General features: G+C 38.6%; 17 protein-coding genes. 15 read left to right on the top strand and 2 right to left on the bottom strand.

All coding sequences use genetic code 11. The features are described 5' to 3' along the window. Positions 1-14 precede the first annotated feature (14 nt). From FEE95_RS11755 to FEE95_RS11695, 13 genes are all read left to right on the top strand, one after another. Positions 15-1,547, top strand: coding sequence for a tetratricopeptide repeat protein (locus tag FEE95_RS11755; protein ID WP_138658140.1), 1,533 nt, complete (start codon positions 15-17; stop codon positions 1,545-1,547). A 123-nt stretch (positions 1,548-1,670) separates the two neighbouring features. Beyond that, complete coding sequence (locus FEE95_RS11750; protein ID WP_138658139.1) at positions 1,671-2,222, top strand: hypothetical protein; 552 nt, start codon at positions 1,671-1,673, stop codon at positions 2,220-2,222. A 201-nt stretch (positions 2,223-2,423) separates the two neighbouring features. Further along, positions 2,424-2,966, top strand: a complete 543-nt coding sequence (locus tag FEE95_RS11745; RefSeq protein WP_138658138.1) for an SRPBCC family protein — start codon at positions 2,424-2,426, stop codon at positions 2,964-2,966. A 237-nt stretch (positions 2,967-3,203) separates the two neighbouring features. Then, the gene (locus FEE95_RS11740) at positions 3,204-4,955 is read left to right on the top strand and encodes a serine hydrolase (RefSeq protein WP_138658137.1); all 1,752 of its coding nucleotides are present in this window, start codon (positions 3,204-3,206) and stop codon (positions 4,953-4,955) included. Between the two features lie 357 nt (positions 4,956-5,312). Next, complete coding sequence (locus FEE95_RS11735) at positions 5,313-5,714, top strand: RidA family protein (protein ID WP_238474564.1); 402 nt, start codon at positions 5,313-5,315, stop codon at positions 5,712-5,714. A gap of 79 nt (positions 5,715-5,793) precedes the next feature. Then, entirely contained in the window at positions 5,794-6,177 is a 384-nt protein-coding gene (locus FEE95_RS11730; protein ID WP_138658135.1) for a DUF1428 domain-containing protein, read from the top strand. Positions 6,178-6,219: 42 nt separating this feature from the next. Beyond that, complete coding sequence (locus FEE95_RS11725; RefSeq protein WP_138658134.1) at positions 6,220-6,723, top strand: DinB family protein; 504 nt, start codon at positions 6,220-6,222, stop codon at positions 6,721-6,723. A gap of 7 nt (positions 6,724-6,730) precedes the next feature. Beyond that, the gene (locus FEE95_RS11720) at positions 6,731-7,114 is read left to right on the top strand and encodes a nuclear transport factor 2 family protein (RefSeq protein WP_138658133.1); all 384 of its coding nucleotides are present in this window, start codon (positions 6,731-6,733) and stop codon (positions 7,112-7,114) included. Positions 7,115-7,145: 31 nt separating this feature from the next. Then, positions 7,146-8,570 (top strand): amidohydrolase, encoded by a 1,425-nt coding sequence (locus FEE95_RS11715; protein ID WP_138658132.1) that lies wholly within the window; start codon positions 7,146-7,148, stop codon positions 8,568-8,570. A 137-nt stretch (positions 8,571-8,707) separates the two neighbouring features. Next, positions 8,708-10,516: a serine hydrolase gene (locus tag FEE95_RS11710; protein WP_138658131.1), complete on the top strand. Its 1,809-nt coding sequence runs from the start codon at positions 8,708-8,710 to the stop codon at positions 10,514-10,516. Positions 10,517-10,600: 84 nt separating this feature from the next. Beyond that, the gene (locus tag FEE95_RS11705) at positions 10,601-11,167 is read left to right on the top strand and encodes a hypothetical protein (protein WP_138658130.1); all 567 of its coding nucleotides are present in this window, start codon (positions 10,601-10,603) and stop codon (positions 11,165-11,167) included. Positions 11,168-11,260: 93 nt separating this feature from the next. Further along, positions 11,261-13,240: a sulfatase-like hydrolase/transferase gene (locus FEE95_RS11700; protein ID WP_138658129.1), complete on the top strand. Its 1,980-nt coding sequence runs from the start codon at positions 11,261-11,263 to the stop codon at positions 13,238-13,240. Positions 13,241-13,370: 130 nt separating this feature from the next. Further along, the gene (locus FEE95_RS11695; RefSeq protein ID WP_138658128.1) at positions 13,371-13,685 is read left to right on the top strand and encodes a hypothetical protein; all 315 of its coding nucleotides are present in this window, start codon (positions 13,371-13,373) and stop codon (positions 13,683-13,685) included. Positions 13,686-13,715: 30 nt separating this feature from the next. On the opposite strand, the gene FEE95_RS11690 is transcribed toward FEE95_RS11695, so the two are convergent. Together FEE95_RS11690 and FEE95_RS11685 are read right to left on the bottom strand one after the other, a co-directional pair. Further along, positions 13,716-14,714 carry a 3-hydroxyacyl-CoA dehydrogenase family protein gene (locus FEE95_RS11690; RefSeq protein WP_138658127.1) on the bottom strand — a complete coding sequence of 333 codons (999 nt, stop codon included), beginning with the start codon at positions 14,712-14,714 and terminating at the stop codon, positions 13,716-13,718. 14 nt (positions 14,715-14,728) lie between these two features. After that, positions 14,729-15,475, bottom strand: coding sequence for an SDR family NAD(P)-dependent oxidoreductase (locus FEE95_RS11685; RefSeq protein WP_138658126.1), 747 nt, complete (start codon positions 15,473-15,475; stop codon positions 14,729-14,731). Between the two features lie 228 nt (positions 15,476-15,703). Here FEE95_RS11685 and FEE95_RS11680 point away from each other — a divergent pair, with 228 nt between their 5' ends. Together FEE95_RS11680 and FEE95_RS11675 are read left to right on the top strand one after the other, a co-directional pair. Next, positions 15,704-16,507, top strand: a complete 804-nt coding sequence (locus tag FEE95_RS11680) for a helix-turn-helix domain-containing protein (RefSeq protein ID WP_138658125.1) — start codon at positions 15,704-15,706, stop codon at positions 16,505-16,507. Positions 16,508-16,577: 70 nt separating this feature from the next. Then, a complete protein-coding gene (locus tag FEE95_RS11675) occupies positions 16,578-18,209 on the top strand; it encodes a serine hydrolase domain-containing protein (protein WP_138658124.1) in 1,632 nt (543 codons plus the stop codon). Positions 18,210-18,212: the final 3 nt, after the last annotated feature.

The following is an 18,212-nucleotide window of genomic DNA, read 5'->3' as shown; positions in this document are numbered from 1 at the left end:
ATACATCTAAAATAATGCGAATAAGAACTTTACTAGTTTTACTATTTCTTCAAATATATTCAGTAAATGGCCAGACCTCATTAAAAGAAATAAACCTAAAAAACGGAGGGTATAGTGTTGGTTTTAAACATTATACTACAATCGATAGCACAAGACGCTATCGAATTGAAAATGATTTTAATAACAAACTCGTACATAGGCCAATTCCTATTAGTATTTGGTATCCCGCTGAACTTGAAAACAGTACTCCTGCGCCATTAGCTGTATTGGACTATTTAGAAATTTTAAAGGAGGAAGAAGAATCGAAAAACTTACCAAACGAGTTATTGTTAGATTGGTTTCCTGACTTAGGTGATACACCGCAAAACAGAGCCCATTTGTCTGAAAAGGTAAATGCTTTGTCCGATGCCGATTTTTTAGAAGGGAAATTTCCAGTCGTAGTCTACGCACCAAGTTATCAAGCCTCATCAATTGAAAATTTTGCCTTATTCGAATTTTTGGCAAGTAATGGTTTTGTAGTGATATCAAGCCCTTCAAGAGGAACAGAGACAAGGTGGTTCGAAGGAGGAACTACAAAGGATATGGAAACTCAATCTAGAGATGTAGAATTTCTTTTAAAAGAGATTTATAAATACCAATACATAGACTACGATAGAATAGCGCTAATGGGCTTTAGTTTTGGCGGACTTTCCAATGCCATAACGGTTATGAAAAACAAAAACATAAGTGCCCTAGTAAGCTTAGATGGCACTGAAAGATATAATTATACAGTACTAGAGAAATCACCTTACTTTGACTTAGACTGGTTGAATATTCCCTATATCCATTTTGCTCAAAAAGATATTCCTGAAGAAGTACTTACGAATGATAAAATACCTGCTGAGTTAAATTACAAATTCCAGCTGTATGATTCTTTAAATTATACTAATGCCTACAGTTACAAATTTCACGACCTAACACATTCTCATTTTGGTACTGTTGGTGTTTTATTTTCATACAGGGATAAAAGACAAGATAAAAGTGATGCTGAAATTATGGCATCCTATAAGCTACTTTCTGAATACACCTTACAATTCTTAAATGCTACTTTGAAAAATGAGGAGGGCGCAAAGCAATTCATTGAAAACAGCCCCGATAGAAACAATATTTCCGAAAACCTGATTTCGAAAAAAATGAAAAAGGCACTTAGGCCAGCGTTTGACTATAAAGACTTCAAGGATTTGGCTCTACATCAGGGTCATCGAGATTTAATCTCCTTATACGAAAAAACAGTAACGAAACATCCAACACTCGAGCTTGAAGAAGCTATGCTAAACAGACTTGGCCTTCGACTAGCTTTTAATGCCGGAAAGATGGAGCAAGGTATAAATGTCTTTTTATTGGCTGTACATCTCTACCCTAAATCTGCAAATCTATATGATAGTTTAGCCCTGGCATATTTTTACAACCAGGATTTTGAAAATGCTATTGCTAACTTCAAGAGGTCATTGGAATTAAATCCTGAAAATCAGCATGCAATCGATAAACTGAAACAATTAGAGGAGTAAAACAAGTCCTCGCCACTGCTAGTTTCCAATAAAAAAGGTGGACAAGAGCAACTAGCGCCATTGGTCAGCATGAAAAATATATACTATCTTGGAAGCAGACTAAAACCCAACACAAACTAAGGAATGAAGCAATTTATTAGGGAAATTATATCGGTAATCATTGGAATTTTGATTGCCTTATTTATCAATAATTGGAATCAGGATAGAAAAGATAGGGCGTATCTGAATCAAATATTTTCATCCATCGAAAAGGAATTGGAAGAAAGCCTTGCAGATATAGCGCGAGTAATCCCAAAGCAACTGACATCTGTTGATAGCATACAAAGGTATTTGAACGATGAAGAAGTTTCAATCTACAATATCATTACAAAATCTAATGGAGTTCATGGACCAAGTATAAAAACCAATTCGTGGAATGCTATTGCCAATTCCAAGATTGAACTGGTGGCCTACGAGAAACTATCAGCTTTAGCTGATATTCAGGAAAGAAAAGAAAATCTGAATATGAGACTAGAAAGACAAATGGATTTTTTACTTCAAAACATCGAAAATACGGATAGTATAAAGAAAGAAATGTTGATGATGACCATTATGGATATCGTTAATGCCGAGAAAGAACTGCAAGCTGAAATCGAAGCAATATTAAAAAACGAAGCTACAATCAATTCTGATTAAAAAAAGAGAGTCCCCCGCTTACGCCAGTACTTGACGTGTGACCAAAAAACAGCTATCCATAGTTTGCTACTCACAACTATTCGATAAATTTAGTAACTTGTTGCTATTCAATCCATTGAATCTAGCAGGTGGTTATTTTAATACAGTAGCCCCTACATTTGAATCGAAACAGCAAGATCAACAACCTATAAGATTATACTTATGAAAATTTTAAAATACATCCTTGGCATTGTAGCCATTTTGGTTATCGGGTTTTTCCTTTTAGGGGTCATCAAATCAGAACAGTCTTATGAATGCGAAATACTAGTCGACAAGCCATTAGCTGAATCTTGGGCGGTTAGCCAAGATGAAGAAAAACTATCGCAGTGGTTAGAAGGATTTCAAAAATTTGAACATGTAAGTGGTACACCCAATACCGTAGGTGCGGTATCAGATGTATATTTTATTACTGATGGGCAGGAGATGACCATTCGAGAAACTATTACCGAAATCGTACCTGACGAATCTGTATCGATGACATTTACATCAGACTTTATGGATATGGATTATACACTCGCCATGAAGTCCGTTGATGGAAAAACAAAAATTAGTTCAAGTACTAAGGCCATCGGAAATGGGATGGTCTCAAAATCTATGATGGCTCTGATGTCAAGTGCTCTCAAAACGCAAGAAGAAACAAATCTTACTAGTCTTAAGAAAACCATTGAAGAAAATTCAAAGAATTATTCTGCTGTTGAAAACTAGTTTCACCAGCAACTTAGACCCTAGCTGGCGACGGCATCTTGCTAATGCCATACATAGTAGCATAGTCTGAACAAAAACCTATGCCCAAAACTATATCCACGTGGGAGTGGCTCTAGAGCTCTTTTATTGACTGTAAACACTTGATTTATTGACAATGACAGTAACATGACATCTAAATGTCGTGTAAAAAGAAGGCGGTATTGGATACATTTGTTTCAAACATAAAAAACGAAATCCGTGGACAATCAATCACTTGCCGAAAGACTAATTTATCATAGAAAACTGAAAGGCTTTTCACAAGAAAAGCTATCCCATGAAACCAACGTCACTGTTCGTACCATACAGCGGATAGAAAATGAAGAAGTTGCCAACCCACACCTAAACACTATAAAATTACTAGCAGTTGCCTTGGATATTGAGGTTGACCAATTACTCCCCCTAAATAACCCGAAGGAAGAAACCATCAAGAAAAAATGGCTACTCCTGCTACATGCAACCCCTATTTTAGGACTTTTTCTACCTCCTTGCAATGTACTGATTCCCCTTTTTCTTTGGATTCATAAAAGAGATGATAATCCCATTTATAATAAGCATGGTGTTAAAGTAATTAACTTTCAAATTACAGCCTTGCTCCTTGCCATTGCATCTTTTATATGCTTGGTGACCATTGAGAAATGGGGCTTCTTTATTTTCATTCTGACGGTACCTATTTGCGTCGCCATCGTAATCTTCAATATCGTTTATGTGATTCAAAAAGATAAATGCTATTACCCATTGGCCATACCTTTTTTAAGCGCGAAGTCAAATAGGGCTTCGCAAGCCAGTCTTTTAGTTGTCTTCTTATTGATTTTTAGTTGTTCTGCGAATGAAGTACAAACCATAGAGCGACTAGACGGCAGTATGGTTTCAAAGGATTCGTTGACTGAAAAAATCAAACAATTAACAAAGGCCGCCAATGTACAAGGAATGGCAGTTGCTGTATTCAATTCTAATCAACCTGTATATCAAAATATCAGCGGTTATAAAGATTTTACGAAAAAATTGGTTTTCACCGATTCAACAAATATTTATGGGGCTTCACTTAGTAAAGCGGTATTCAGCATACTGGTCATGAAATTGGTGGAGGATAACATCATTGATTTGGATACGCCTCTCGAATCGTACTTACCAAAAAAAATGTATGAGTACGCCCCACAAACACGCTGGCATGATGATTATTCAGACCTAAAACAAGATAGTCTATACCATAAGATAACGGCAAGAATGTGTTTGGCTCATACTTCTGGGTTTGCCAACTGGAGATTTATTGAACCGGACAAAAAATTGAAAGTCCATGATATTCCAGGAACAAAATATAGCTACAGCGGTGAAGGGTTTGTTTATCTACAAGTGGTTCTCGAAAAGATAACTGGAAAAGGATTGGAAGAACTTGCTCAGGAAATTATTTTTAAACCCCTGCAAATGAAGAACTCCTCATACGAATGGCAATCAAGGTTTCAAAATGATTTTGCTTTCGGACATACCAAGGCCGGGAAAACCTATCACAAAGATACCGATAATGAACCCAGAGGTGGAAGTACTTTGGAAACCACGGCCAGTGATTATATTAAATTTTTAACGGGGGTTCTCAACCAAAAACTTCTTACCAAAGAATCTTATGACGAAATCTTTAGTCCGCAGATTCGAATTAAATCGGTAAAGAATTTCGGTCCCGATGCTAAATTAACCACGAATAAATACGATGCCATCAATCTAAGTTATGGGTTGGGATGGGTCTATTTGAAAACACCATACGGAAAAGCAGTTTCCAAAGGTGGGCACGGAGACGGATTTCAACATTATTCAATTCTATTCCCAGAAACAGGTAAAGGAATCTTAATCATGACCAATTCCGACAATGGTGAAAGTATCTATAAAGAACTTTTGGAGTATAGTATTGCAGATAAATTTACGCCTTGGGAATGGTCGAATTACGTGCCATACAAATAATGAAAAGCTATTTCCCTGCTGGTTTTCGTCTGTAGATTTAGCCGCTTAAAAATGATGCTGTTTCCTTGCTTTTCTGTTTCTACTGCTTCTGAAATTCCTACTATTTCTAGTTAGGTAAGCGACTATAGCCAAACCTATAGCAACAAGACCGATTGCAATAGTGATATCAAAAAATTCTTTTGGTAAGTCCATATTTCTAAGATACGAAAAATATAGTAACTTGTTACGAAGTACAATTGTCAAGGTGCACTTCAGAACAATATCGCTACTATGAAAAAAAACCTGCTATTTTTTTGTCTTTTTTTGATGTTATTGGCAAATCATAGTTGTAAAAACGATACCGACTCAAAACGGGAAATGAAAAGCGAATCTGAAAAGATTGTAATTGCCAAAGAAAAATGGCACTGGGACAATCCCGATAAACAGAATAAGAATGCGGGATATGCACAAGTTGTTAAGGCTGGCAATACCATCTATATCTCAGGTGTACCCTCAGACGATTTAAGTCCTGATGGCATAACCAGATTATATAACACTTTGGAAGAATGTTTGAATTCATTTGGAGCAAGCGCGAAAGACGTGGTGAAAGAAACCCTCTATACGACGGACATAGAAGCAATGAAAAAATACAATGAGGCGAGAAAAGAGTTTTATAAAGGCGATTATCCAGCAGCTACTTGGGTACAGGTAAGTAGATTATACGAAGCCACCGCCCAACTGGAAGTTGATTTAATTGCGGTAATCCCAGTGGGTGATTAATCAATAAAAACAGCATGGTATTGTATCCAATTTTTTAGTAATTAATTGCAGAAAATCAGTTTCATTTAAATTTAAAAATATGGCAGACTACATAGACGGATTCGTTCTTCCCATTCCTAAAAATAACCTTGACGAATATAGAAAAGTGGCTGAAACCGTAGCGGAAATTTGGAAGGAACATGGTGCTCTCGCCTACTTCGAATATGTGGGTGAGGATTTAAAATTGGAAGGTACACGTTCTTTCAGTGAAGTCGTAGATGCAAAAGAAGACGAAGTCGTTGTATTTGGTTGGGTGGTGTTTGATTCCAAGGAGATGCGGGACTTGGCAAATGAACGTGTTGTCAACGACCCAAGAATGACCGATTTAATTGCTCCCTTGACCAATCCCTCTAGAATGGTCTTTGACGCCGCGCGTATGGTTTATGGGGGATTCAAACCTTTGGTTCAGTCGAGCATTAGTTAGGCTAATTATGGTTGATATCAAACAGGATAAGATTTAAGAATTATGGAATACAAACCTGAGGACGGATTTCCTTACTATTACAGTTTGGCTAATGACGCTAGTTTAGACGCCCTTTTTTCTGCTTCTTCTTCGACCTTTACCCTGCTGCATTCAATTGATGAGAAAAAAGGAAACTACCGTTATGCTCCAAATAAATGGACTATCAAAGAAGTCATTGGTCATATAACGGACCATGAAAAGATAAAGATGTTTCGGGCTTTTCGTCTTAGCAGGAAGGAAACTGTTGAACTATGGGGTTATGATCAGAATTCATTAGTAAGAAATGCCAAGTTTAATGCCTTGAGTACGGAACAATTAATTGCCGACTTTTCGAATGTCAGAAAAGCATCCATAAGTTTCATCGATACATTGTCCGATAAACAGCTAAACATCAAAGGCATGGCAAGAACTCATGAGATTACCCTCGAGGACTTTCTTAAATCGATTATTGGTCATGAAAGGCATCATATGGCTATCCTTAAAGAAAAATATATATTGGAAAATTAGAAGAAAAATGAGTCAGAATTTAGAAGAGAATAAAAAGAACGCCATCGAGTTCTACAAAATGGCATATGACGGTAATCCTCGAAAAGCCGTAGAGCTTTATGTTGGTGCTGAGTACATTCAACATAATCCGTTAGTTGGTGATGGACCTGAACCATTCATAGCGTACTTCGAAAGAATGTCAAAGGAATATCAAGATAAAAGCATTGAATTCGTTCGAGCTATTGCAGAAGATAACTTGGTAGCACTCCACACCCATCAAAAATGGCCTGGGGACGAAGAATACGTAACGATGGACTTTTTCAGATTTGATGAAAACGGAAAAATAGTAGAGCACTGGGATGCCATGCAACTCATTCCCAAAGAATCTGCCAATGGAAATACCATGTATTAATACGTATAAATAACCAACCCATATATCAAATATGAAAAAGCAACTGCTATTTACGCTATTGTTAGCGTTGAACACTGGGCTGTTCTTTGCCCAAAAAGACAAGCAAAAAGTAATCAGTGGCATCGATGCCAAAACCGGGCAATATTCCGCTATCGCCCAAGAGCTTTGGGAGAATCCTGAATTGGGATACCTAGAAGAAAAAAGTGCTGCCATTTTGCAAAACGAATTGAAAAAAGAAGGCTTTACTATTGAGAAAGGAGTAGCCGGAATACCAACGGCCTTTACCGCTACTTATGGTTCTGGAAGTCCTGTACTTGGAATATTAGGAGAATATGATGCCTTACCGGGAATGTCACAATCGGCAGAGCCTAATCAAAAGGCAAGAGTTGCAGGAGCTCCAGGTCAAGCTTGCGGTCACCACCTCTTCGGAACAGGGTCTATGGCCGCAGCTATAGCAGTAAAAGATTGGCTAAAAAGTTATGGAAAATCAGGAACGATTCGATTTTATGGCACTCCGGCCGAAGAAGGAGGTTCTGGTAAAGTATATATGGTGCGTGCCGGACTCTTTGATGATATTGATGCGATTGTTTCTTGGCATCCTGGTGATTCCAATACCTCCAACCCCGGTACGAACTTGGCAACCATATCGGGAAAGTTTCGATTTAAGGGAAATTCATCACATGCTGCTGCAGCACCGGAGTTGGGCCGTTCCGCACTCGATGGCGTTGAAGGTATGAATGACCTCGTAAATATGTTGAGAGAACATACCACCGAATCTACACGCATACATTATGCTATTACCAAAGGTGGCGATGCCCCAAATATTGTTCCCGCGGAAGCGGAGGTATATTATATTGTCCGTCATGCCAATAGAGACGAAGTCAAAGCAGTTTGGAATCGAGTCGTCAAAGCAGCCGAAGGTGCAGCCATTGGTACAGAAACGACTATGAGCTATGAGATTATCGGAGGCACCTATGACCGATTGCCCAACGAAGCCCTAGCCACCTTAATGCACGGCAACATGACTCTAGTGGGCGGCGTGAATTATGATTCCGAAGAACTAAAATTTGCACAAGAGATCCAAAAGACCTTGAAAGTGATGAAACCGCTTGAAAGTGCAAACATCGTGCAGGATATGAAATTCACCTATGGGAAAGCCTCCGCTGACACAGGCGATGTGAGTTGGAATGCACCTTTGGCAGCAGTACGAGCTTCTACCTGGGTTCCGGGAACTCCACCTCACAGTTGGCAAGCGGTAGCCGCCGGCGGTACATCTATAGGTTCCAAAGGAATGTTAGTAGCAGCAAAGACGATGGCCTTGACTGCTATTGACATTTACAAATCCCCAAAACTATTGGATGCCATTAAAGCCGAGTTCAATGAAAGAAGAGGTGCCGATTTTAAATATGAAGCTTTGCTAGGAGACAGAAAACCCGCCTTGGATTATAGGAAGTAGAAGTCTAATAATAACTTTCATCATTTTTACAAAACCACATTTAATACGAACCTGTGGGTTATATTCAATGGTCTGCGTATCTTTATAAAGGCGCCAGCTGGCGAATAAGTGCAATCATCAATCAAAAAATCACTACAATGAAAAATTATCTTTTTACGCTATTAGTCATAATCCTTATTCAATCATGTACAGAAGCTCCTAAGGTCGATGCCACGGCCGATATGATTAAAAAGGTAGAAACAGGTCTTACAACTCCGATATACATCGAAGGCGATTCAACCTGGTCCATTGAAGAACGTATGGAACATTATGGCGTTCCTGGTGTGAGTATCGCCATAATCCATAATGGTAAAATTGAATGGACGAAAGCTTATGGTGTAATGGATAGAGAGAGTAAATTACCTGTTACAGAAAAAACACTTTTTCAAGCTGCCTCAATTAGCAAGCCTGTAACTGCTTATGGAGCATTGACGCTTGTTGAACAAAAAAAGGTGGCTTTGGAAGAAGACATTAATACCTATTTGGAATCCTGGAAATTGCCGGACAATGAATTTACCGAAGAAAAGAAGGTTACCATAAAAAATCTTCTCAGTCATACGGCAGGAGTAACAGTCCATGGGTTTTTAGGCTATAGTCCTGATTTACCAGTACCAACCCTGGTTCAAGTTTTAAACGGAACACCTCCCGCTAACTCCGGACCTAGTATAGTAGATAAAGTGCCTGAAGAAAGTTTTCGATACTCTGGCGGCGGCTATAATATCGTACAGCAAATGATGATAGATGTGGAGGGTAAAACCTTCCCAGAGCTCATGAACGACCTAGTGTTACAACCCCTAGGAATGGACAACAGCACCTATAATCAGCCGCTAACAAGTGAACAATTAGCTTTTGCTGCAACGGGTTATCTACCAGATGGAACGATGACCAAAGGTAAAAGGCATACTTATCCTGAAATGGCTCCGGCGGGTTTATGGACAAATGCTGAGGGTCTTGCGAAGTTTGTCATCAACATTCAAGAAACGCTGAAAGGTCAGAGTGTAAAAGGGCTATCCGAAGATATGACCTCAGAAATGCTAACCCCATTTATAGAAGAATTCATTGGACTAGGAATTTTTATTAATAAAAAGAAAGATGAAATATACTTTGAACATGGCGGATGGAATGAGGGCTTTTCTAGCGAGATGTTAGCACACAAGGACAAAGGTTATGGCGTGATTGTTTTAACCAATTCCAATCACCCACCCTTTATCTCAGAACTGATTCGTTCTGTGGCTCTTGCCTATAAATGGGATGATTATGTGCCAGTATATAAGAAATTAGAAGATGGTATATCCGCTACAGATGAAGTTAGTGGCAGGTACCGCATTGGTGGTAATAGATTGATAGAGGTATATCAAGAAAATAATCAACTCCTTGGCAAAGAACTAGGCGAAGAACCAACCGAAATAGTCCAAATTTCAGATAGTACTTATGTTAGAAGGGATAGCGAACGACTCTTTCAGTTTAAACCAAATTCCGAAAGTAAAATGGACCTTTTAATCCGTGACGCCAATAATGGAACTGTACTTTCAACATTCGCTAGAATGGATGATGATATAAAAATGCCGATTGAATTACTAGTAGAAGGTAATTTTAATCAAGCCCTAGAAGCCTATCAAGCACTATTGAAGGAAGATGATAAAGACCCTACCGTTAATGAAAATAATCTGAATGGGCTAGGATATCGATTTTTAGGCAATGATAAAATGAAGATAGCACATGATATTTTGAAAGTAAACATGATGCTCTATCCCAATAGTTTTAATGTATACGACAGTTATGCAGAGGCTTGTATGAAAATGGGGCAAATGGACTTGGCGGTTGAAAATTACAATAAATCCCTGAAGCTCAATCCTGAAAATAACAATGCCACGGAAATGCTGAAGAAAATTCAGGAAAACAAATAAATTGACCCGAACAGAAAGTGCAGTTGAAAAGTGTAACCTGATATACAGAATTGTCGTCCAATCAGAAAATTTTACTTTTCAATAATGAATAAATTCGATTGGAATAGGGTATTTGAAATTGTCTGCAGATGGTATGTTTTTGTTTTTCTAAATTTTTATGGCATCGGAAAAATAATGGGTGGGCAATTTTACCGAAAAGGTGAATTACCGCTAGAGGTTGCTAAAACGACTATTGAGCAAGCAAGTGCTTATGATTTGGCTTGGTCGTTTATGGGATATTCTTTTTCATACATTCTATTTGTCGGACTATCTCAAATTATCGGGGCTTGGTTGCTACTATGGAATAGAACCAAACTGTTGGGCGTAACGATTCTATTCCCAATACTAGTAAACATTATCGTCTTTGACATCATTTTTTTAGACGTAAAAGATGCCGTAGTGAATGCGTTTATTTATTTTTTAATGCTGATTTATATCCTATATTTTAATAAAGAAAAAGTGGTTAAAGCCTTTAAATCATTTACTTCTCTGGAATCAAGTAGCGTACGAGATAAATGGCAAATTCTTAGAAGAACCGTGCTAGTGGTTATAGTCATGGGTGTTATTTTCGCAATAGATCAGTTTTTCGTCAACCTCATTCGTGATTTGTAGAAAATTGACCACAATCATTTCGCGCTTGATTAAAAAATTGTACCCCTCTTTTTAGTAACTTACTTGTGATATCTTAAATGCATCCTCTTACTAATGAGAATACTACATACAATTAAACCGACTTTTACTTTGGTACTCTTTCTTCTTGCTACAAGTTTTAGTTTTGCGCAAAAAAAACCGAATGTCATCTTAATTTTTCCAGACAACTTGGGGGTTGGTGAAGTTGCCGCCTACGGTGGTGCACGTGGCGTGCCTACACCGAATATTGATAGAATAGGTGCCGAAGGTATACGGTTGACCAACTTTAACGTAGAATATTCATGTACGCCTTCCCGTATTGCTATCCTGACGGGAAGATATGCAGTTCGAGCCGGCGAAGACTATTATTCAGGAACTACACTATGGGAAGAAACCATTGCCGAAAGATTAAAATCCATAGGATATAACACAGCACTTTTTGGCAAATGGGATTTGGGCGCCAAAAATTGGCATGGTAAACGTGAGCCGACCCAGCAGGGTTTTGATGAGTGGTATGGTATACCGGGTACCACACATGTCTCTCAGTTTCCTACGATGGAAGGCTTTGACCCAAGTTTACAACCTGCACCATATATTTGGGAAGGAACGACAGGTTCTCCATCTAAAAAAGTAAAACCCTTTAACCCAGAAACCAGGCGCACCCTTGACCGCCAAGCTGCTGAAAAAGGAGTCGCGTTTATTAAAAACAATGCAGAGAACGAAACACCTTTCTTTTTGTATTATGCGATGACCCAATTGCATTTTCCAGCACTGCCCCACCCTGATAAGGCAGGTACTACAGGTGCGGGAGATATGGGTGATTCCATGGCCGATGTCGATTACAATGTGGGATTGATTTTGGACCAATTAAAAGCTTCGGGTATCGAAGACAACACCTTGGTAATATGGTGTACCGATAATGGCGCTGAGATGCGGCGTCCGTGGAGAGGTTCACCAGGCCCTTGGCGCGGCTACTACAATTCTGCCATGGAAGGGGGTATTCGAACTCCAGCCGTGATACGATGGCCCGATAGAATAAAAGCCGGACAAGTTTCAAATGAAATGGTGCATGAAGTGGATTTATTTACAACCATTCTCAATGCCGCAGGTGCGCCGGAAAACGTGCCCAAGGACCGTAATATTGATGGAGTCAATCAATTACCATTTTTAGAAGGAAAACAAAACCATTCCAACCGGGAAAGTGCCATATTCACGCAACGTTTTGGGCAAATCATGGCCGTTAAATGGCGTGATTGGAAACTATGGTACGTCTACAAAACCGAAATGCCAGATTCAGAGCCAGATAACTTAGTTCGTTTATTTGATTTACGAGTTGATCCTAGGGAAGAAATCGATGTAAAGGATTATTATCCTGGAGTTATTGGTATCATGGATAGTATCGTAAAGGAGTATGAAGCGACATTTATCAAACATCCAAGAGTGAGTGCAAGTGCCAATGCTGCAGATCCATATGTAGCCCCACCTATGAATTCCGGTAAGGCTGTTCAAACGTATACACGAACAGATAGAACAACCCTTGGGCCACGAAGTGCGGCGATGGCAAATCCTGATTTTTCGGGTGCTTGGTCCACTGCTGTGCTACATCGTGTTTCAGTAATCAATCGGACCGATGAAACTCCAATACCAACACTCGGAAGTGGATGGGGCGATCAAATATCGATTCAACATACGCCCAATCAATTGGAACTGGAACGCGTGGTATTCATCCCCAGGGAAATTCAACAATTGGTCCGGTATCGTTTTGCTCTAGATGGTTCAAAGTCGGAAAACAACATACAAATGGGTCGTACCATGAAACCCATAGTTTCAAAAAGTAATTGGAAGGACAACAGACTGATCATTAACTCCTTGTATCCATTTCAAGATTCCAAAACCGGCGAATGGTTATCCAGTAAAGTCACTCAAACCCTATGGTTAGAACCAGCAAGCAGAACTCCTTGGGAAGCCACATTAATCATCGAGACGACCAGAGAAGGATTATTCGATGGCTTGTCATCAACCAATCGTACGGTTTATACCAAAGGATATCGATAATTGGAAAGAAGAAAAAATCCCTTCGAATTATCAAAAACGAACAATTTATTAAGCAATTTTGAGTTGTCTAGTATGTATTTCTTCGAAATCATTTAAGAAGAAAGCAGCACTGAACAAACCGACTAAAACTATGTTAGGATTACTATTATTGTACTGGATAGGCAAGTATTTTTACAAATTGGCAGAGGAATACGATAAAAGTCAATGGGGCTATGCCATTTTAGGAATTATTTCTTATTACGGCGGCACCATTTTTTTTGGTATTATCATAGGAATTCTTTCCGAAATTGTCGCTCCAGGATCTATAGATACGGTAAATGAAACCGTGTTGGGCCTCATAATGCTTCCATTTGGAGTTTTAACCTGTTATCTACTCTATAAATATTTTGAAAAAACCTGGAAGAAAAATATGCCGATTAATGAGATAGATGAAATTGGTCGATAAGTAGAATTTTTTGGAAACAAGATAGTGCTACTACTCTTTTGATTTTGCCTTCATTTTTTTCTCCACAACATCTTCGGGGTATTTAGCAGCCAATTTTCGTATCTCATAACTGAACTCCATAAAAGTTTCCTCCCATAATGTAGCTTCTTCAGGGGTGTAGTTGTAAAATCCTTTGGCGTTTGAAATGCCCTTCCCTCCTTCTTTGACAATATCATCAATCAGTTTTGGGACTTCAGTGGAATTCGTAAGTGTCGGAAACAAATCTTTCATTACAGTATGATAGGCTTGTACTCCGGTAAGGTCCATCCAACGGAAAACACCTACCAGAGTCATCCAGTGACCAGCATTATTGCGACAGGCCCTGTCCACGTCTTCTACAGTGGCATAGCCGTTTTCGACTAAATTAAAGGCTTCCCGATACATTGCATACATCAAGCGGTTGGTAATAAAGCCCCTGATATCTTTCCGTACCAATGTGGGTTCTTTTCCCCAATGATGGGACAATTCATATAGTGATTCACCTAATTGCACATCACTTTGCTCCCCACAGATGATTTCCAAAAAGCGTGAAATATGGGAAGGCTCTGCCCAATGCAATCCAAAAAAACGACTGGGAAGCGCCGTTTGCTCTTGCAAAATGGTAATAGGAATCGCTGACGTATTACTAGCCAGTAGACAAGAATCATCAATTACAGCTTCTATCTTTTGATACACCGATTTTTTAATCTCAAGATTCTCTAGGGTACATTCAATGACCAAATAACAGTCTTTGAGCAGGCTATAATCTTCTGTAATACTACAATCGTTGAAATAGGTCGATGGCTTTACATCAATTAAGTGTTCTTCCTTTGATTTTCTCAAATGTTCTTTTATCCTATCTTCAGCATGCACTAAATCATCAGGGATTGGCGCAACTGCAATTACCCTATGGCCAGCCATCAACAGACATGTACTAATGCTGCAGCCCATCAAGCCCAGACCCACTACCCCAATGGTAATTTCTTCTATATCAATTTTCTTTTTATTCATATTGGGGATTTCTCTTAATATGTTGCCCTTCCTCCCGATAAATCAAAGGTAAATCCGGTTGAGAAACTGTTTTCATCAGAAACTATAAAAGCAGCCATACTAGCAAATTCGTCCAATGTACCACAGCGTTTCTTTGGAATTTTATCGGTCATATATTTTACTTGCTCATTTGGCATTTGTTCTACCATCGCTGTTTTAATAACAGCTGGTGCTAATGCATTGATGGTAATTCCCGTTTCTGCATATTCCTTTCCTTGCACTTTGGCCATGGCAATGACAGCCGCTTTAGATGCTGAATAGGCAAGCATACCCGCATTGCCTTCTTTGCCGGCGATGGAGGCAATATGTAAAATGCGACCGTAGTCTTGTTCTAACATGAGCGGTAAACAATATTTGCTGGTCAAAAAGCTTCCCATAAAGTTGACGTCCATGACCTTTTTAATGTTTTCCGTTGCTGCATCATGACTTTTAATATTGGTTTTTCCTACGATACCGGCGCTATTGATTAAAATATGAATCGTTCCGAATCTATTTTGTACGGCTTCAATAACCGATTTGACCTCCTGCTCTGCTGTTACATCGGCCGGATAAACTTCATTTTCACCATGCAAAAGAGATTTTACTTTTGAAAGTTGTTCATTGTCGATATCCAGTAAAGCTAATTTTACACCGCTTTCGGTCAACTTTTGAGCTATTGCAAAGCCTAGTCCTGATGCCGCCCCGGTAATTAGAGCTACTTTGTTTTCAGAATTGTTCAGCATTAGTGTTATTTTGTTATTTCCTCTGTAAGTTAACTCTACTTGCGTCAAAAAAGAAAAAAATAGGGTTTGTCGTTCTTGTTTTCATCGTCCTATTCCTAAATTTAAGCAAAAGGTAGCCTTCACATTTTCGGAACATCCTTTTCAGGAAATTAAAACATTCTTCATTTTTAGTCAAATCAGTGTAACCTATTCTCAAAATGCAACTCTAATTAAGTAGGCAGCAAAAACATGAACGAACTCAAGAAAGGGGAATTTTTCGGGCAGCATTATAAAAAGTCCAATTTTGAAGATATCCTCATCACAGATACAGAATATACACATGAACGCGTAGATTGGCATTATCATGCGAATCCATATTTCACGTATCTACTACAAGGTAAATTATACGAGGCCAATAAAAAGGAAGAGTACTACTTAGAACCAGGTACACTTCTATTTCATAATTGGCAAGACGCCCACCAAAATATAAAAGCACCTGAGTACACGCGAGGTTTTCATGTAGAATTGAACTCAAGTTGGTTTGAAAAGCATGATTTGTCTACAACTCAGTTAGAAGGGAGCTTACAGCTGAAAAATCCTCTCTTGAAAAAGCTGATGAACAATATCTTTTTGGAAAGCCGAATAGCGGACCCCCATAGTCATACAAGTATTGACCTATTGCTTATTGAAGTTATGAACAACATAAAGCAAGAGAATATTACTCCAGCTGTAAAAAAACCTAAGTGGGTCGGCAATTTAAATGCACTTCTTTTAGAAACCAACACGGATTATTCACTAACCGAATTAAGTCAAATACTTGGGATACACTCAGTACATCTTTCAAGGGAATTCCATAAATATTTCGGAACAACCTTTGGGCAATACATACGGCACTTGAAACTAAACAAGGCTATTTTATTGATGACCACAAAGAAGCATTCCCTAACTGAAATCTGCTATACTTGTGGGTTTTACGACCAGAGTCATTTTATAAATAGTTTTAAATCAACATATGGTATCACTCCCTCAAAATTCTTAAAACGAATTTCCTAAAAGTTAATTTTATACAATTCTGCGCGAAAAAGGAATACTACCTTGCACAAAATCAATCAAATCTTTTCAAATGAAATTATTTCAATTAGTTGTCCTTTTAACCTTTGCCATAGCATCGTGTAAAAACAGTAATTCGCAAACATCAAAAAACTCTGCGATAGCGGAAGCAAATCCTTTACGCTTTTCAAAAGAAGATTTTACCAAGAAAACCATCAATGAACTGGGCTTTTCAGATAGTTTTACGCTAAACGAGGACCCCTATCTCAGTGTACAATTTACTCTAGAAGAGCCACTCGTAAAAAGCCTTCAAACACTCGCGCCCGGTTTAAATGAAGCCGAATTATTAGCGGCAGGGAATTTTCAATTTTCGTTTCTGGTGGATGGTAAAACCGTTTATGTAGAGAATCTAAACACTGGTGCTGGATTAGCACCTTCTAAAACAGAACAACTTCAGCACAACGTTCGTTTAGTCGCCCCGAATCAACTAGACTATTGGGGATGGTTTCTATGGATGAAATTTATCAAATTGGGCGGCGGGCAAGATGCACTTGATGAAGGGGAACATGTCTTAAGTATTGAGGTTAGGTCTTATGTTCAAGGGAATGATTTAAAAATAGGGAAGCTCTTAGCCAAAGGAAATATCAACGTAGAAGTACCTAAAATTGTTGTGGACCCAAGTCTACTGCCGTTACAGAAAGTACTCCCCAATAGTGGTTGGGAAATCTCAGATGAAAAAATCGATGTCAAAAAAATAGAGGCACTTAATAAAAAAATAGCGCAGGGACGATTTGAAAATATCAATAGTATCGTGGTTATAAAAGAAGGGCAACTTCTATTGGAAGAATATTTTAACGGAGCAGGCCGTGATAGCTTGCATAATCCTCGATCTGTGGGTAAAACCATTGCCTCCACTATGCTAGGCGTTGCGATAGAAGAAAAACATATTTCAAGTGAAGAGGCAATTCTAAAGGGTTTTTACGATTTAAAAACCTTCGATAATTACAGTCCCGAAAAAGATGCGGTAACCCTCAAATCTTTGTTAAGCATGAGTTCTGGCTTTGTTGGCAATGATGATGATTACAGCAATCCGGGAAATGAAGAAAATATGTATCCAACAAATGATTGGGTCAAATTTGCATTAGACCTACCCATGGACAAGGAAAAAACCATGGGGAAAGACTTTTCATATTTTACCGCTGGCATAGTTGTTTTAGGCGATATTATCCATAAATCCGTCCCAGGTGGCTTAGTAGATTACGCAGATAAAAAAATAATTAAACCCTTAGGTATTACTAATTATCGCTGGCAATATACCCCTCAAAAAGTGGGCAATACTGCTGGTGGCATTCAGCTCAGGGCGGTTGATTTCGCAAAATACGGGCAACTGTATAAAAATAAAGGGGTTTGGAATGGCAAACGACTTTTGAATAAAGAATGGGTTGAAAAAAGTTTGGCCAAACAAGTTAAACAGTCTAATGGACATTACGGTTATTTATTTTGGAACAAAACCTATACTATTGATAACACTGAATATGAAGTCTCCTATTGTAGTGGAAATGGTGGAAACAAGATTTTTGTTTTCAAAGACATTCCGTTTGTTGTGGTCATTACTGCTTCGGCTTATGGTTCTCCGATAGCGCACGCCAATGTTGACAAAATCATGGAGGAATATGTGCTTCCAGGAGTTCTTAATACGGACTAATTC

This window comes from Maribacter algarum (ex Zhang et al. 2020), assembly GCF_005885635.1.
Classification (GTDB): domain Bacteria; phylum Bacteroidota; class Bacteroidia; order Flavobacteriales; family Flavobacteriaceae; genus Maribacter_C; species Maribacter_C algarum.
This window is presented reverse-complemented; position numbering and strand designations above follow the sequence as displayed.

Coding starts and splice junctions, on each gene's coding strand:
- FEE95_RS11755 (WP_138658140.1), top strand. CDS start 15: ATGCGAATAAGAACTTTACTAGTTTTACTATTTCTTCAAATATATTCA.
- FEE95_RS11750 (WP_138658139.1), top strand. CDS start 1,671: ATGAAGCAATTTATTAGGGAAATTATATCGGTAATCATTGGAATTTTG.
- FEE95_RS11745 (WP_138658138.1), top strand. CDS start 2,424: ATGAAAATTTTAAAATACATCCTTGGCATTGTAGCCATTTTGGTTATC.
- FEE95_RS11735 (WP_238474564.1), top strand. CDS start 5,313: ATGAAAAGCGAATCTGAAAAGATTGTAATTGCCAAAGAAAAATGGCAC.
- FEE95_RS11730 (WP_138658135.1), top strand. CDS start 5,794: ATGGCAGACTACATAGACGGATTCGTTCTTCCCATTCCTAAAAATAAC.
- FEE95_RS11725 (WP_138658134.1), top strand. CDS start 6,220: ATGGAATACAAACCTGAGGACGGATTTCCTTACTATTACAGTTTGGCT.
- FEE95_RS11720 (WP_138658133.1), top strand. CDS start 6,731: ATGAGTCAGAATTTAGAAGAGAATAAAAAGAACGCCATCGAGTTCTAC.
- FEE95_RS11715 (WP_138658132.1), top strand. CDS start 7,146: ATGAAAAAGCAACTGCTATTTACGCTATTGTTAGCGTTGAACACTGGG.
- FEE95_RS11710 (WP_138658131.1), top strand. CDS start 8,708: ATGAAAAATTATCTTTTTACGCTATTAGTCATAATCCTTATTCAATCA.
- FEE95_RS11705 (WP_138658130.1), top strand. CDS start 10,601: ATGAATAAATTCGATTGGAATAGGGTATTTGAAATTGTCTGCAGATGG.
- FEE95_RS11700 (WP_138658129.1), top strand. CDS start 11,261: ATGAGAATACTACATACAATTAAACCGACTTTTACTTTGGTACTCTTT.
- FEE95_RS11695 (WP_138658128.1), top strand. CDS start 13,371: ATGTTAGGATTACTATTATTGTACTGGATAGGCAAGTATTTTTACAAA.
- FEE95_RS11690 (WP_138658127.1), bottom strand. CDS start 14,714: ATGAATAAAAAGAAAATTGATATAGAAGAAATTACCATTGGGGTAGTG.
- FEE95_RS11685 (WP_138658126.1), bottom strand. CDS start 15,475: ATGCTGAACAATTCTGAAAACAAAGTAGCTCTAATTACCGGGGCGGCA.
- FEE95_RS11680 (WP_138658125.1), top strand. CDS start 15,704: ATGAACGAACTCAAGAAAGGGGAATTTTTCGGGCAGCATTATAAAAAG.
- FEE95_RS11675 (WP_138658124.1), top strand. CDS start 16,578: ATGAAATTATTTCAATTAGTTGTCCTTTTAACCTTTGCCATAGCATCG.